Here is a 13,997-nt window from a genome sequence, read left to right on the forward strand (position 1 = left end):
TTAATTACGTTCATTGATTTTTTATTACCCCAAATTAAAGTAAACACAATGTTCGAATGGTTTAAAAATTTACCTAACGTTGCTCAATCTAGCTTAGTGACAGGATAAAACCATACAGAATTTATGGTTTCAGCACTATTTTCAGAACAAATATTAAGCAGCCGGCAGCCGGAAGACGACGAGGTCATTGATGGAATCATATATCCAAGTGTTGGTAACGACTATCAAACTGATAACTTAGCGATTCTTCCAGAATGTCTGGACAAAAATTTTAAATTAACTGGGGTTGCTGAATTTGTAATTGAAGAGTCATTTTACAATAAGCCATTCCAACAAGGTGACCCTGGTGCTATACAAGTGGCTAAAGTTAAAAATGTGAGAGGCGCCAAATCAATTTCTTCTGACGGAATAATTAGTTGGTAAAGCAATTAATTTATTTCCTGACCTCATCCGATTGACTGGCAATTTTCATCTATCGGGTGAGTACCTTAACCTATTTTGAGAAAGCGATCATTTTTCTGTTGTATGGTTCCATAATTCAAAAGCCACCTTCCATAATTTTTGCTTAGTAAGTTAAAAAAAGTAAGTTGCAAAAAACTGTCACATCTGAAAGTAGCGTATATTAGCGATAATATAAACGTTGTGCATCATGCTATCACGACAGTATTTAAACAATGAAAACACTTTTTTCTTTAGATAATTGGACAATGATAAAAAAGATTTCGCCTGACAAGCGAATGGCTTTTGCGACCATTTATGTGAAATATCCAAACTGGAAAATGGTTGCTAAACTTGACTTGCCAGACAGAAAGAAATTTCGAGACAAGTTTCTTAAAACCAATTTTCAAAAACTAATTGACAGGAAATATTTTGACACATATGAGGTGGTTGGAACTAAACGACGACCAAGCGGAGTTAAAGCCAAGCTAACACTTGCTTCAATTTTAAAACTTACAAAACAGTCATTCATAGAAAATATCTTTATTCACCAATTAGACGGGGCAAAAGAAAAACAAAACAAGCCAACATATAATTTCTTTTGCGTTAAAATGACTGTTTCAATACAAGTAGAAGGCTTGACGAAAGGAATGCAATCATGCGAAGACAGATATGTATTAGTAAAAGCACAGACTGTTGAAAGTGCTTACAACAAAGTTAAGAAACAGGAAAAACAATATGGCGAACCATACTTAAATTCTGACGCAAGATTAGTTAGATGGAAAATTGAAAGCTACGACGATTGCTTTGCCATGAACATAACAAGTATTGACGACTTTAATAAACCTGAAGGTGTTGAAGTTTTTTCAAAACTTAGGAGTCGCAAAATTACAAGTGACAGAGCATGGAGTGGAAGATAGTGTCGAAGATTGATCTTATACAATTGGCTCAACTCTTCCCTCAAGCACGCCGGATATGCCGGCCAAACGCTTCAGTCTCTGTTCTCAGTACCCCACTATATTCGCAGCCTGATATAAGTCATCAATATTTCTTAATAAGTCATCAATTTCGAACTTTGATGCGTAAGTAGCGAACTTTGACGCGTAAGTAACCAACCTTTTACTGTAGATCTTAAACTTTTGCGCCAATGTTTAAAAGTAAAGGCACCAGGTTCGCTACTTGTGCTCTGAAGTTGTGCAAATAGCCTCAAATTCGCAACAAATGCCATAATGTTCAGCATTAATGAGTCATAGTCAGTTGGAAATGCGGTATAATAAGCAACTTATGTCGAAAAGTTCGCAACAATGGCAGAAGTTCGCAACTTTTGCCCGAACGTTTACAATAAGATTAGAAAAATCAGTCATTCTATGGGAGAAGTATGGAATTTTTGCTGAAAAGTTCGCAACAACAATATTTGCACATACCTCTTCAAATCCCCCGATTTTTTCACTTGATCCTCATTTGACACATGGGTTAATTTCTTGTCGCTTACCGTAGCCAGTATGACCAACACGGTAATATAGAATATCGCCGCAATTCCCACATTACTAAATTAGCACTGGACGGCTCCGGCAGCATCAGCAAAAAAAAGTTAATGCAGTTCACTGTAAAATAAGAGGCCTTCTGATTGAATTGGAAGGCTTTTTTGTATCGAGAGGCTTTTATTTAAAGCTAAAAATGTATTTTGTCTATTGTTTATCCTTACTAAAAATAGCATATTATACAATGAACATAAAAAACTACTTGCTTTTTTTAAGCGTCCTGCTATTCAATTGTTTACTTGTCAAAAAATCTGAAGCCCAACAGGCTAAATTACCTACCCAATGGACGAAGGTGGCTATGGAATCGACTGTACCTTTTCAGGAATATCCCCGTCCCCAGTTGGAGCGAAAGGAATGGCTATGTTTGAATGGAAAATGGGATTACATGGGAGGCAAACAGGTGACCAGTGCTTTAAATCCCATTAAGCCAATTAGTTTTAAGGATAAAACAGAAAAGATCTTGGTCCCTTATTGCCCGGAATCTGTACTCTCTGGAATTGAGCGAAACCAGGAAACAAATATGTGGTACCGCCGCACATTTGAAATTCCTTTGGCCTGGAAAGGTAAGCAGATAATCATCAATTTTGATGCGGTTGACCATGATGCCACCTTATTTGTCAATGGAGAAAAAGCAGGGTCACATGCCGGCGGTTATAGTTCCTTTCAAATTAATATTACAAGATTTCTACAAGCAGGTACCAATACCATCATTGTTGCTGCCTATGATCCAAATGAAGGGAAAACACCCTCTGGTAAAAATGGTCCACGTGGAGACTATACTTTTACCTCAGGGATCTGGCAAAGTGTATGGCTGGAGCCAGTCAATGAACATTATATTAGAAATATCCGGCTACTACCCGATATAGCCAACAACCAATTGGAAGTATTTGTTGAGGCCAGGCCTGCTCAAATTAAAGCTACTGCGTTTGATGGAAAAAAAGTGGTGAGTGAAATTTCGGGAAGCACCGGAATGAAATTATATATTCCAATAAAAGATCCTAAATTATGGTCTCCCGATAATCCATTCCTGTATGATCTTACCATAACGCTGACTGATAATAAAGGCAATATCACGGATGAGGTTCGTAGCTATTTTGGTATGCGTGATATTAAACTGGGTAGTGTTAATGGGATTATAAGACCACTATTGAATAACCGGTTTGTAATGCAGGTTGGATTACTGGATCAGGGGTATTGGCCTGACGGTATTTTGACAGCTCCAACAGAAGAAGCCTTACTGTATGACATGGAATTTACTAAAAAGGCTGGTTTTAATTTGATAAGGAAACATATGAAAACGGAGCCTAAAAGATTTTACTATTGGGCAGATAAGCTAGGTCTATTGGTATGGCAGGATATGCCGGCTATCTGGTATCAACACGAAGATACGGCAAAGACGAGAAGCGTTTTTAGAAAGGAATTAAATGCTATGATCGACGATCTTTATAATTCCCCTTCCATCATTACCTGGGTACCATTCAACGAAAACTGGGGCGCATTCGACGTAAAAGAGATTACCGACTGGGTGAAAAAAATAGATCCTTCAAGACTGGTAAATGGTAATTCCGGGTTTAACAATAACCCTGATTTTCAAAAAGCCGCAGGAGATCCTGGAAACGGAGACTTTGTAGATACACATATTTACGTTGGGCCTAATGGTGCTTCTAAACCTGATGGCAAACGAGCGGCATCATTGGGTGAGTTCGGTGGTGTTGGTTTGTTTGTACAGGGACATATGTGGCCAGTGGAAAACAATGCTTATGCTTATGAACCCACTAAAGACAGACTAACTGATAGGTACGTATTCTTAATGGACCAGGTGGAGCAACTCATGAAATATCAGGGCTTAAGTATTGCAATATATACGCAGACCACCGATGTTGAACACGAAGTAAATGGTATCCTGACTTATGACCGGGCTGTTGAAAAAATGGACATTGAAAGGGTTAAAGCAGTGAATAAAGCAGTCATTAAGGCTGGTAATGAGTTAAATCAACAGATGCCACCTGATAGAAAGTAATAGTTGATACCCTCAGGCGATTTTCTCTACTTTCTTTACAAGCCATAAAGCGCGGTATTTACTTTAGCTTTGCACAAAAAAGAAGATGGCATTTTCCGCTTTGGGTTTATCTGCCCCGTTATTAAAGGCAATAGGCGAACAGTCATTTACACAGCCTACGCCTGTGCAGAAGCAGGCTATTCCTGCGATCTTACAGGGAAAGGATATACTCGGCATATCTAAAACCGGCTCTGGCAAAACTGCCGGTTATGTATTGCCTATACTGGAATTGTGCCAGCGCCGGGTAGAAAAGAAAGACAGGCACGTGAGGGTATTGGTAATAGTGCCCACCCGTGAGCTGGCTATACAGGTAAGTGATGTTTGTAAGACCTTCTGCGCCCACCTGCCGAATAAAATAAAAACAATGGCGGTGTATGGTGGTGTTTCCATCAACCCGCAAATGATGGCCTTGCATGGCATCGAAATATTAATAGCTACACCGGGCCGTTTGCTTGATCTGATAGACCATAAAGCCGTGCACTTATCACAAGTAGAAATACTGGTGCTGGATGAAGCCGATAAAATGCTGAACCTGGGTTTTAAAGAGGAGATGGATAAAGTGTTTCAGCTGCTACCGGCCAAACGCCAGAACCTGTTGTTTTCTGCCACTGCCAGTGAAGATATTAAAGATATGCAGCGTCACCTGCTGCACCTGCCGCTAACGATTGAAGTGGTAGAAGAAGAGCACAGCATTGAATTGATTGAACAACTTGCCTATCATGTAACCGAAGCTCGTAAAGGGCCGCTTTTACGTTACCTGATCAAGAATGAAGGTATGCAGCAGGTGCTGGTGTTTACCTCTGCCGTAAGAACGGCAGATAACCTTACCGGCAAACTTATCAAAAATGGGATACAGGCAGCTTCTTTGCACGGCCACTTGAGCCAGACTGGCCGTCTTAAAACGTTGCAACGTTTTAAAGAGGGTAAGTTGCGGGTACTGGTAGCATCTGATCTTGCCTCGCGGGGTATTGATATTGAGCAATTGCCAATAGTCATTAACTACGAGTTGCCACGTTCTCCCAAAGATTATATACACCGCATCGGCCGTACCGGCAGGGCAGGCGCTTCGGGCAGGGCTGTTTCGCTGATCTGTCCTAAAGACCAGCATCATTTTGGCATCATCCAGAAAAAGATGGGGAAAAAAGTAGAGATCCTGGAAAGTGACGATATTAATCTGCAGGGTTTTTAATAATTATGCCGGTATTATCGGGAATTTTTTGTTTTATGCTTGTCATTACGCAAAGTAATGATCCGTAACGAGGCCAAAAACCTGATAACCGGATAAACGGGATCCACTTCATGCCAGCGTTTACCAAAGTTAATCGCACTGGGACTTTTGTGATGATTATTATGATAGGATTCGCCTAACATCAGAAAGTCAACAGAAAACAGGTTTTGCGAGGTGTTCTTCAATTTGAAATTGGTATATCCATATTTATGGGCAAACCAGTTGATGATAGCTCCATGAAGCGGCCCCATAACAATTACAAAAGGCAATAACAGCAAACACCAGAGAGATTGGCTTAGCCAAAGAAATATTACCGTATATCCAAGTATCCAGCATATTCGGGAAAAGGTAGAGTGTGCCCATTTATCAAATGCCGGCCAATCAGGCAAATTTCGGGTAAATTGCTCTTCTACTTCATATTCACCTTTATAGATACTGCTATAGATCTGCCTTGTGCGCGCCATCATTTGCAACATATTGCGTGAGTACTCCGGAGAATGGGGGTCTTTTTCGGTATCAGTATAAGCATGGTGCATCCGGTGCATGATTGCATAGGCGCGGGGACTTAAATAAGACGAGCCTTGTGTTAGGTAAGTAAAAATATAAAAAGTCCTTTCCCAGAATTTATTCATGGTAAATGCCTGGTGAGCGGCATACCTGTGTTGAAAAAAGGTTTGGCAAAAAAGAGAAGAATACCAGATTGCAATAAAAATGATCAGCACCCACATAATTTTAATTTTTGAAATAGAACATGCGGAAAACTGATTTTTTTCGGAAGAGCCAATACCCACGATTGAAAGTAAAAAAGTAATACGCGAAATCTATCGGACCGCAAGTTACAGCAAATAACGTTAATGAAATTACAATGCCGGATACCTTTTACTTGTAAGCTTTTATTAAACCGTTGACGGCTTCGCACACAGCAGGTAATGCGGTGTCCCAATTCCACCAGTACCGGTGAAAGGCGTTGACCCACATAACCATTCGCTCCCGTGATCAGTATATGCATAACTTGTTTTATTCAGTGAGAAAAGCCTGCCGCCAGGAATCAGGTTTGGCATAAATTAACCTGGATAGTCATTCGGTCTGGTGATAACTGTCGAGACCCGAACAGGTAAGGGTACCTTAACAATAGAGTTAGTGATTGAGGTACCAGACAGAGGCATTCAATACGCTCGCAAAACTTACCCAGGCCAGGTATGGCCATTGCAGGTTGGCCGCTTTGCCTGATACCTGGTAAAACCGGCGGATCATAAGGATGATGAACAACCACAACAATACAATATCTACGAGGGCAATGCCTGTTAAATGAAAGCGGAAAAACAAAATGCTCCACCAGAAATTCAATAATAGCTGTATAAGGAACAATATAATGGCATGCTTCTTCTTCTCAGAAGAAGGCTTCCGGAGTACCAGGTAAAAGGAGATGCCCATTAAAATATACAATACGGTCCATACAGGGCCAAAAACCGTATTCGGCGGATTAAAAAAAGGTTTTACAAGGCCGGGATACCAGCTTTGTACGTTTTGAATGGTCACATAAGCGGATACTCCTCCAACTGCCAGCGGCAATCCGATACAAAGCAAGATGGTCAACCATTTATTCATGTCGGCTCTTTTTTACAATAAAAACTTACCGGCCATTGAAAAGGCTATCTATTTGTTGATAGCGGAAATCAAATATGCCTTTCAGTTGTTTTTTTACAAAAACCGCATTGGCCAGTTTTCCAAGGTAGCCCAATGGAAGTTTATAGTGCACCAGATCACGCATTTCAACACCTCCTGCTTTTTCCTGAAGAAAGTGCTTGTGGTGCCAGAATGCATACGGACCAAAACGTTGTTCATCTACAAAATAAGACGCCTCCTGTACATGCGTGATCTCGGTAACCCAGTGCAGTTTGATATTCAGCAATGGCTTCACATAATACTCAATGATCTGTCCCGGGTACATACGGTCCGAATTTTCTTTGCTGAGCACTTCAAAACCCAGGTAAGCAGGCGTAAGCCGTGCCAAATTATTGGGGTTGCTCATAAATGCCCACACCGTGGCCATGTCGGCCCTGATCAATTGGCTCGTTTCTATGGTATATAACAAATCTGGCAGGTTTTTATTTTGTCCAACTAATTTAATTAAAAGTTGAACAAAGTTAGTGTACATTTGTTCTTATTTCAAATTAATTTCATGCAACACCGTGCCAACACAAAATCGCTGACTGGCCTGAAAGGGTTAAATCTGAATGAGATGAATATGGACGAGATTGGCGACAATCATTTTCAAACAGCGGCTGATACGCCTATGCGGCCAGACGCTTTTCATATGTGTTTGGCATCGCGTGGCATTCGCGATACATACTCGGCCACGGTCACAGCTTTCTATGAAGGTCAGTTTGTAAACAACGCCTTAAAAGAAGAATTCCTGCGGTATGCAGGCATGACTACGGTTTATTAATTTTACAGTAGTAATGAAACTATACCACATATCAGAACTTGAACAGCTATCGGGTATCAAAGCGCCTACCATTCGTATATGGGAACGTAGATATAATCTGATACAACCCGGCCGTACTGAAACCAATATTCGTATGTACGACGACCGGCAGGTACGCAAACTACTTAATGTAGCTACCTTATTGAATAACGGATATAAGATCTCGAAGATCGCGGAACTTGATGAAGAAGATATTCATGCCATGGTGCTGGGCTTACAAAATAGCGGCAGTGAAACGGACGAAACAGCCATTGCTTTTATTAACAGACTGGTGGTAGCCATGCTGGATTTCGATGAGGTAAACTTCGAAATAACTTATACCGCCGCCATAAAACGATACGGACTATTTGATGCCATGCTGCAAGTGTTTTACCCACTCCTGCAAAAAATAGGCATTATGTGGACCACTGAGGATGTAACTCCGGTACAGGAGCATTTTGCTTCGGCAGTGATGCGCAGAAAACTCATGGCAGCTACTGATGCCCTGGAAATAAAAAAGAAGCGGCGGAAGAAGTTTTTATTGTTGTTACCACCGGGTGAATGGCATGAGATTGGCCTGCTCTTCGCCAATTATATTATTCGTTCAAAGGATATTGAAACCATTTATCTTGGACAGAACGTGCCTTATGAACAGGTAGCTGCCGTATTAGAGAAAACAAAGATCTCTCATGTTTTGCTGTTCCTGATCACGCGTCGGGAACAAATCGACATCGCATTTCTGCGCAAAAGCATGCAGCTTCCAAACGATCTGCTACTTCTTATTGCCTGCAGCGCTGCTGTAACAGGTATATTACAGCGTACTGCCTCCACCCATTTCTTACAATCTCCATTCGATCTTTTGCAACATCTGTAAGCAGCCGGATAATTGATCTTTGGAATGAAAACACGCACGCGCGATCTCCTTCGATAAAATATACGACTTATAGTAACAAGCATTTTACGGCATGCAAATCCTTTAACCTACCGGCGCAAACGCTTCCGCCTTCCAGGTAGCCATATTTTCATAGGTCTTCCATCGCAGCATTACCAGTTCCTGCGCTAATTGCATTAACCGGGCTGCTTCAGTGGCATGCGATGTTGCCAGTGATTTATAACGCGTTTCATTATTGGCATATTCGGCAAAAGGAATGGTGGGTTGGGGTGAATCCAGTACAAAAGGATTTTTGCCTGCTTCACGGAGTGCCGGGTTGTAACGGATCAAGGGCCAGTAACCACTGGCCACTGCCAGTTGTTGTTGCGTTAACCCCTTTTCCATTTCTATACCATGTGCAATGCAATGGCTGTAGGCCAGTATCAGGGATGGGCCTTTGTAAGCCTCTGCTTCCCGCATAGCCAACAATGTTTGCTGCGGATTGGCTCCCATGGCTATTTGTGCAACATATACATTGCCATAGGAGATGGCCTGCATGGCCAGGTCTTTCTTGCCTACTTTTTTACCGGCAGCTGCAAACTTGGCTGTGGCTGCAGTAGGTGTAGCTTTGGACATTTGCCCGCCTGTATTGGAATATACTTCGGTGTCAAGCACCAGTATATTCACATTGCGGCCTGTAGACAATACATGATCTAACCCGGCAGATCCAATATCATAAGCCCATCCGTCACCACCTATCAGCCACACGCTTCTCTTTACCAGGTGGTCGGCTACGGCCAGCAATTGAGCTGCCAGCGGATCCCTGTACAGTACCTGTAATTTCTCTTTAAGAACAGTTACCCGGCTGCGTTGTTCCGCTATTTGCGATTCCAGTTGTTGTGGCGCATGTAATAACATGTCCACCAGTGCATCATCATTCAGTACGGGCTTCAGCGCATAAAGAAGACTTTGTGCAATGGCCAGTTGTTTGTCGGCAGCCACCCGCATACCCAACCCAAATTCTGCATTGTCTTCAAACAGCGAGTTGGACCAGGCCGGGCCCCTGTTGTCTTTATTAACAGACCAGGGCGTAGTAGGCAGGTTACCACCATAAATGGAAGAACAACCGGTAGCATTGGCTACCAGCAATCTGTCGCCAAACAATTGGGTCAGCAATTTTATGTAAGGGGTTTCTCCGCAGCCGGCACAAGCTCCTGAAAATTCAAATAATGGTTCCAGGAACTGCGCACCTCTTACTGAAGAGAAATCTATGGCTGCCCGGTTATTGACGGGCAGGTTTTCAAAAAAGCGGATGTATTCCCGTGCAGGCGCCAGTGCCGGCTTGGGCGACATATTAATGGCTTTACGCGTAGCATCTTTAATGTCTATGGCCGGACAGGCCTGTACGCAAAGATTGCAACCTGTACAATCTTCCAGGTACACCTGCAGGGTGTAACGTGTTTCAGGAAATCCCCGTGCATTGATATCCGCAGAAGGAAAGTTGTCTGGTGCCTGGTTGAGGTAGGATTCGTGATAAAATTTCGACCTGATAACACTGTGCGGGCACACAAAGCTGCAATTGCCGCATTGTATGCAACTATCCGGTTCCCAAACCGGCACAGTATCGGCAATGTTCCTTTTCTCCCATTTGGTAGTACCGCTGGGATAGGTGCCATCGGCAGGCAGCTTGCTCACTGGCAGCAGGTCTCCTTTACCTGCCAGCAGCATGGCTGTAACTTCCTGTACAAATGCGGGCGCCGCAGTGGAGATGCCGGCTTCCATACACAGTGTTCCGGCAGCCGTCACAGGCAGGCTTATCTGTACCAGGTGCGCAAGGCTTTCATCTACTGCCCGGAAGTTTTGTAGTACAATGGCTTCGCCTTTTGCTTCGTAAGATTTGCGGATGAATTTCTTGATCTGCTCAATGGACTCTGCAGCAGGCAATACGCCTGACAATGCAAAAAAGCAGGTTTGCATAATGGTATTGATACGCTGCCCCAAACCCGCTGCCGCCGCAACCTGCGAGGCATTGATCACGTACAGCTTCACCTGTTTTTCAATCAATTGTTCCTGTACGTACCGCGGCAGCCGGTCCCACACTTCGGCTGCAGCATAAGGACTGTTCAGCAGGAAGGTAGCGCCGGGCCGGGCATACTGTAACATATCTGTTTTACTGATGAAATTGTATTTATGACAGGCAATAAAATCAGCCTGATCGATGAGCCAGGGGGCATGAACAGGGTCTTTACCAAAGCGCAGGTGCGATACCGTTTGAGTACCCGATTTCCGGGAGTCGTATACAAAATATCCCTGCGCGTAGAGACTGGTTTCTTCGCCAATGATCTTGATGCTGTTTTTGTTGGCGCCTACTGTACCGTCGGCACCCAATCCATAAAAAAGCGCACAGACCCTGTCTGCCGGCTCAATACGGAAAGAAGGATCGTATGAAAGGCTGGTATGCGATATGTCGTCGTGGATCCCGATGGTAAAGCCATGCATCGGAGCCGGCTTTTTCAGTTCATCCAGTACCGCTTTGGCCATGGCCGGGGTAAACTCTTTAGAAGATAAACCGTACCGGCCTCCGATAATACGGGGCAGTTTTGCCAAACGGCCTTCTGTAAAAGCCTGGCATAGATGGGTAACGATGTCCTGGTACAATGGCTCGCCGCCGGCGCCCGGTTCTTTGGTCCGGTCCAGCACCACAATTTTTTCTACTGTAGCCGGCAATGCTGCCAGCAGGTGCGCGGCAGAGAAGGGACGGAACAGTCTTACCTGTATTACACCTACCTTTTCGCCTGCCTGTTGCAATACACGCACTGTTTCTTTCAGCACTTCACCGCCTGAACCCATCACCACAGCTATACGTTCCGCATCTTCATGGCCGTAATACTCAAAAAGACGGTAACAGCGACCAGTAAGTTGTCCAAGCTTGTCCATGGCATTTTCCACAATGCCTGGTGCGGCTGCATAGAAAGGATTCACTGTTTCTCTGCCCTGAAAGTAGACATCCGGGTTTTGGGCTGTGCCTCTGATGAATGGCCGGTCGGGATTCAGGCTGCGCAGGCGGTGTTCGTTCACGAGTGTGTCGTTGATCATGTTGCTGATCTGGTGATCAGGGATCAACCGGATCTTATTTATTTCATGCGAGGTACGGAAGCCATCGAAAAAGTGAATGAAAGGAATACGGGCCTGCAGGGTAGCGGCCTGGCTGATGAGTGCCATATCATGCGCTTCCTGTACGGAAGCGGCAGAAAGCATGGCAAAGCCGGTGGTACGGGCTGCCATCACATCGCTATGATCGCCAAAGATAGACAACGCCTGTGCGGCCAGTGACCTGGCAGCTACATGAAACACTGCGCTGGTAAGTTCTCCGGCTATTTTGTACATATTAGGAAGCATCAGCATAAGACCCTGCGATGCCGTAAAGGTGGTCGTAAGCGCACCTGCCTGTAAAGCACCATGTACCACGCCGGCAGCCCCGCCTTCGCTTTGCATCTCTATAACATCCGGCACCTGGCCCCAGATATTCTTTGTTCCTGCGGCGGCCCATTCGTCTGCCAGTTCGGCCATGGTAGAGGAAGGCGTGATAGGATAAATAGCGCAAACTTCATTTACGCGATAAGCGATATAAGCAACGGCTTCATTGCCGTCCAGTGTAGCAACAACAGGTATGGTTTCTTGTGTCATATTGATTGGTTTACGGTCCGGGAACCATTTCAATGGCATGACAGGAGCATTGCTCGCTGCAGACGGCGCATCCGGTGCACTGGTCATAATTAAAGGTATAGCCGTTGCCAGGCCCCAGTTTTAAAATAGCATGTTGCGGACAGGCTGCATAGCAGCCATCACATTCAAAGCAATTTCCGCAGGATAAACACCGGCGTGCTTCAAACAGGACCTCCTTTTCCTGCAGGCCATATTTTACTTCATCAAATCCAGCCATGCGTTCTGCTACGGGCCGTTCGGCCTGCATGCCCTGTGGTGCATACGTGCGGTACCAGCGATGCAGTTTTTCATACCCAATCAATGGTGGCAGGGCAGGAGGGGTATATAGTTGATCTTTCAGGTAGGCATCTATGTAATGCGCTGTTTTTTTCCCGTGTCCGATGGCAATGGTTACATTCCTTTCGCCGGGCACCATATCACCGCCAGCAAAAATACCGGCATGACCAGTCATCATACTTTCGTTTACCAGTACGTTATCATCGGGCGTAAATGCAATTCCGGGAACCTTTTTCAAAAAACCGGTATCGGCTTCCTGGCCCAGGGCCATTATCAGGCAGTCTGCTTCCAGTGTTTCCAGGCGGCCGGTAGGTACGGGTTTGCCATCCTGCAATTCCATTACTTCCACCGTCATCGTAAGGCCCTCTACAGATTTGATGGAACGCAACCAGTGAATGGTTACGCCTTCATCCAATGCTTCCTGTGCTTCAAATTCGTGTGCGCTCATGTGGTTGCGGTCACGCCGGTAAATGATCATGGTATCAGCAATGCCCATCCGCTTAACCGTGCGGGCTGCATCCATGGCGGTGTTGCCGCCACCATACACTGCCACCCGCTTTCCCAGTTGTGGCGCTGTGCCATCTTCCACCTGTTTCAGGAAGGTCAGCGCATCCAGCATATTACAGGCATCTTTAACCGGAAGATCTACTTTTTTAGAAAGGTGTGAACCAATGGCCAGGAATACAGCATCGAATTGCCCCTGTGTTTTTTCAGACAACAGGTCTTCTACTTTATGATTGTATAGAACATGCACCCCCATTTTGCATATGCGCGCCACCTCCACGTCCAACTCACGCCTGGGCAGGCGATAGGCGGGAATGCCGAAATGCATCATGCCGCCTGCTATGGGCCCGGCCTCATGTATTTCCACATAATGCCCCTTCCGCGCCAGGTGATATGCCGCAGACAATCCGGCAGGGCCGGCTCCTACTATTAAAACACGCTTGCCGGTAAACGGGGCCGTATCCATGGTCCATCCCGCCTGCAATGCTTTATCACCTAAAAAGCGCTCTATAGCATGTATATTAACAGCATCGTCAATATAGGAACGGTTGCACTGTCCTTCGCATGGATGATAACAAACCCTGCCTGTAACAGCAGGCAACGGATTGTCTTCCATGATCACGCGCCAGGCTGCCTCATAATGGCCTGCCTGGGCCAGTGACAGCCATGCCTGGATGTTTTGACCGGCAGGGCAGGCATTGTTGCAGGGCGGCAGCAGGTTGCTATATACAGGATGTTGTTTTCTGGTGGCACCTGTCCCTTCGTGATGGCTTTGCAGATCGGGCGGCAACGTAATATCCTGATTTGTTTTCATGCCTATAAAGTTACAGGCAGATCATTCTGCAATAAATGCCGCGAGTTAGGTGGCTGGTTGATATTTGTAAGCG

12 protein-coding genes are annotated in these 13,997 nt (G+C 44.7%); 6 read left to right on the forward strand and 6 right to left on the reverse strand.

Annotated features, from left to right (window positions below; all coding sequences use genetic code 11):
* Positions 1–123 precede the first annotated feature (123 nt).
* The 4 genes from NIAKO_RS06140 (at position 124) to NIAKO_RS06155 (ending at position 5,227) form a co-directional block, all read left to right on the forward strand.
* Positions 124–423 (forward strand): hypothetical protein, encoded by a 300-nt coding sequence (locus NIAKO_RS06140; protein ID WP_014217535.1) that lies wholly within the window; start codon positions 124–126, stop codon positions 421–423.
* A 251-nt stretch (positions 424–674) separates the two neighbouring features.
* Positions 675–1,358 (forward strand): DUF4288 domain-containing protein, encoded by a 684-nt coding sequence (locus NIAKO_RS06145; protein ID WP_041346411.1) that lies wholly within the window; start codon positions 675–677, stop codon positions 1,356–1,358.
* An 805-nt stretch (positions 1,359–2,163) separates the two neighbouring features.
* Entirely contained in the window at positions 2,164–3,999 is a 1,836-nt protein-coding gene (locus NIAKO_RS06150; RefSeq protein WP_014217537.1) for a glycoside hydrolase family 2 protein, read from the forward strand.
* 85 nt (positions 4,000–4,084) lie between these two features.
* Positions 4,085–5,227 carry a DEAD/DEAH box helicase gene (locus NIAKO_RS06155; protein WP_014217538.1) on the forward strand — a complete coding sequence of 381 codons (1,143 nt, stop codon included), beginning with the start codon at positions 4,085–4,087 and terminating at the stop codon, positions 5,225–5,227.
* A gap of 14 nt (positions 5,228–5,241) precedes the next feature.
* On the opposite strand, the gene NIAKO_RS06160 is transcribed toward NIAKO_RS06155, so the two are convergent.
* The 4 genes from NIAKO_RS06160 to NIAKO_RS06170 form a co-directional block, all read right to left on the reverse strand.
* Positions 5,242–5,994, reverse strand: a complete 753-nt coding sequence (locus tag NIAKO_RS06160; protein WP_014217539.1) for an acyl-CoA desaturase — start codon at positions 5,992–5,994, stop codon at positions 5,242–5,244.
* Positions 5,982–6,275: an NAD-dependent epimerase/dehydratase family protein gene (locus NIAKO_RS39690; RefSeq protein WP_081196023.1), complete on the reverse strand. Its 294-nt coding sequence runs from the start codon at positions 6,273–6,275 to the stop codon at positions 5,982–5,984. Before NIAKO_RS39690 ends, NIAKO_RS06160 begins: the two co-directional genes overlap by 13 nt.
* A gap of 128 nt (positions 6,276–6,403) precedes the next feature.
* Entirely contained in the window at positions 6,404–6,874 is a 471-nt protein-coding gene (locus tag NIAKO_RS06165; protein WP_014217540.1) for a TspO/MBR family protein, read from the reverse strand.
* A gap of 25 nt (positions 6,875–6,899) precedes the next feature.
* A complete protein-coding gene (locus NIAKO_RS06170) occupies positions 6,900–7,361 on the reverse strand; it encodes an SRPBCC family protein (protein ID WP_242675538.1) in 462 nt (153 codons plus the stop codon).
* An 87-nt stretch (positions 7,362–7,448) separates the two neighbouring features.
* Between NIAKO_RS06170 and NIAKO_RS06175 the strand changes: the two genes are divergently transcribed.
* Both NIAKO_RS06175 and NIAKO_RS06180 read left to right on the forward strand, forming a co-directional pair.
* The gene (locus NIAKO_RS06175) at positions 7,449–7,715 is read left to right on the forward strand and encodes a GTP cyclohydrolase I (protein WP_014217542.1); all 267 of its coding nucleotides are present in this window, start codon (positions 7,449–7,451) and stop codon (positions 7,713–7,715) included.
* Positions 7,716–7,728: 13 nt separating this feature from the next.
* Positions 7,729–8,607, forward strand: coding sequence for a MerR family transcriptional regulator (locus NIAKO_RS06180; RefSeq protein ID WP_014217543.1), 879 nt, complete (start codon positions 7,729–7,731; stop codon positions 8,605–8,607).
* Between the two features lie 102 nt (positions 8,608–8,709).
* Here the strand turns inward: NIAKO_RS06180 and nifJ are convergent, their stop codons facing one another.
* Positions 8,710–12,291: a pyruvate:ferredoxin (flavodoxin) oxidoreductase gene (gene nifJ, locus NIAKO_RS06185; protein WP_014217544.1), complete on the reverse strand. Its 3,582-nt coding sequence runs from the start codon at positions 12,289–12,291 to the stop codon at positions 8,710–8,712.
* A 10-nt stretch (positions 12,292–12,301) separates the two neighbouring features.
* Positions 12,302–13,924: an NAD(P)-binding protein gene (locus NIAKO_RS06190; RefSeq protein WP_014217545.1), complete on the reverse strand. Its 1,623-nt coding sequence runs from the start codon at positions 13,922–13,924 to the stop codon at positions 12,302–12,304.
* Between the last annotated feature and the right edge of the window lie 73 nt (positions 13,925–13,997).

Origin of the sequence: Niastella koreensis GR20-10 (assembly GCF_000246855.1) — a bacterium.
Lineage (GTDB): Bacteria > Bacteroidota > Bacteroidia > Chitinophagales > Chitinophagaceae > Niastella > Niastella koreensis.

What these genes read in the sequence shown, in the direction of transcription:
- NIAKO_RS06140 (WP_014217535.1), top strand. Translation starts at nt 124, where the DNA reads ATGGTTTCAGCACTATTTTCAGAACAAATATTAAGCAGCCGGCAGCCG.
- NIAKO_RS06190 (WP_014217545.1), bottom strand. Translation starts at nt 13,924, where the DNA reads ATGAAAACAAATCAGGATATTACGTTGCCGCCCGATCTGCAAAGCCAT.
- NIAKO_RS06180 (WP_014217543.1), top strand. Translation starts at nt 7,729, where the DNA reads ATGAAACTATACCACATATCAGAACTTGAACAGCTATCGGGTATCAAA.
- nifJ (WP_014217544.1), bottom strand. Translation starts at nt 12,291, where the DNA reads ATGACACAAGAAACCATACCTGTTGTTGCTACACTGGACGGCAATGAA.
- NIAKO_RS06175 (WP_014217542.1), top strand. Translation starts at nt 7,449, where the DNA reads ATGCAACACCGTGCCAACACAAAATCGCTGACTGGCCTGAAAGGGTTA.
- NIAKO_RS39690 (WP_081196023.1), bottom strand. Translation starts at nt 6,275, where the DNA reads ATGCATATACTGATCACGGGAGCGAATGGTTATGTGGGTCAACGCCTT.
- NIAKO_RS06145 (WP_041346411.1), top strand. Translation starts at nt 675, where the DNA reads ATGAAAACACTTTTTTCTTTAGATAATTGGACAATGATAAAAAAGATT.
- NIAKO_RS06165 (WP_014217540.1), bottom strand. Translation starts at nt 6,874, where the DNA reads ATGAATAAATGGTTGACCATCTTGCTTTGTATCGGATTGCCGCTGGCA.
- NIAKO_RS06155 (WP_014217538.1), top strand. Translation starts at nt 4,085, where the DNA reads ATGGCATTTTCCGCTTTGGGTTTATCTGCCCCGTTATTAAAGGCAATA.
- NIAKO_RS06150 (WP_014217537.1), top strand. Translation starts at nt 2,164, where the DNA reads ATGAACATAAAAAACTACTTGCTTTTTTTAAGCGTCCTGCTATTCAAT.
- NIAKO_RS06160 (WP_014217539.1), bottom strand. Translation starts at nt 5,994, where the DNA reads ATGTGGGTGCTGATCATTTTTATTGCAATCTGGTATTCTTCTCTTTTT.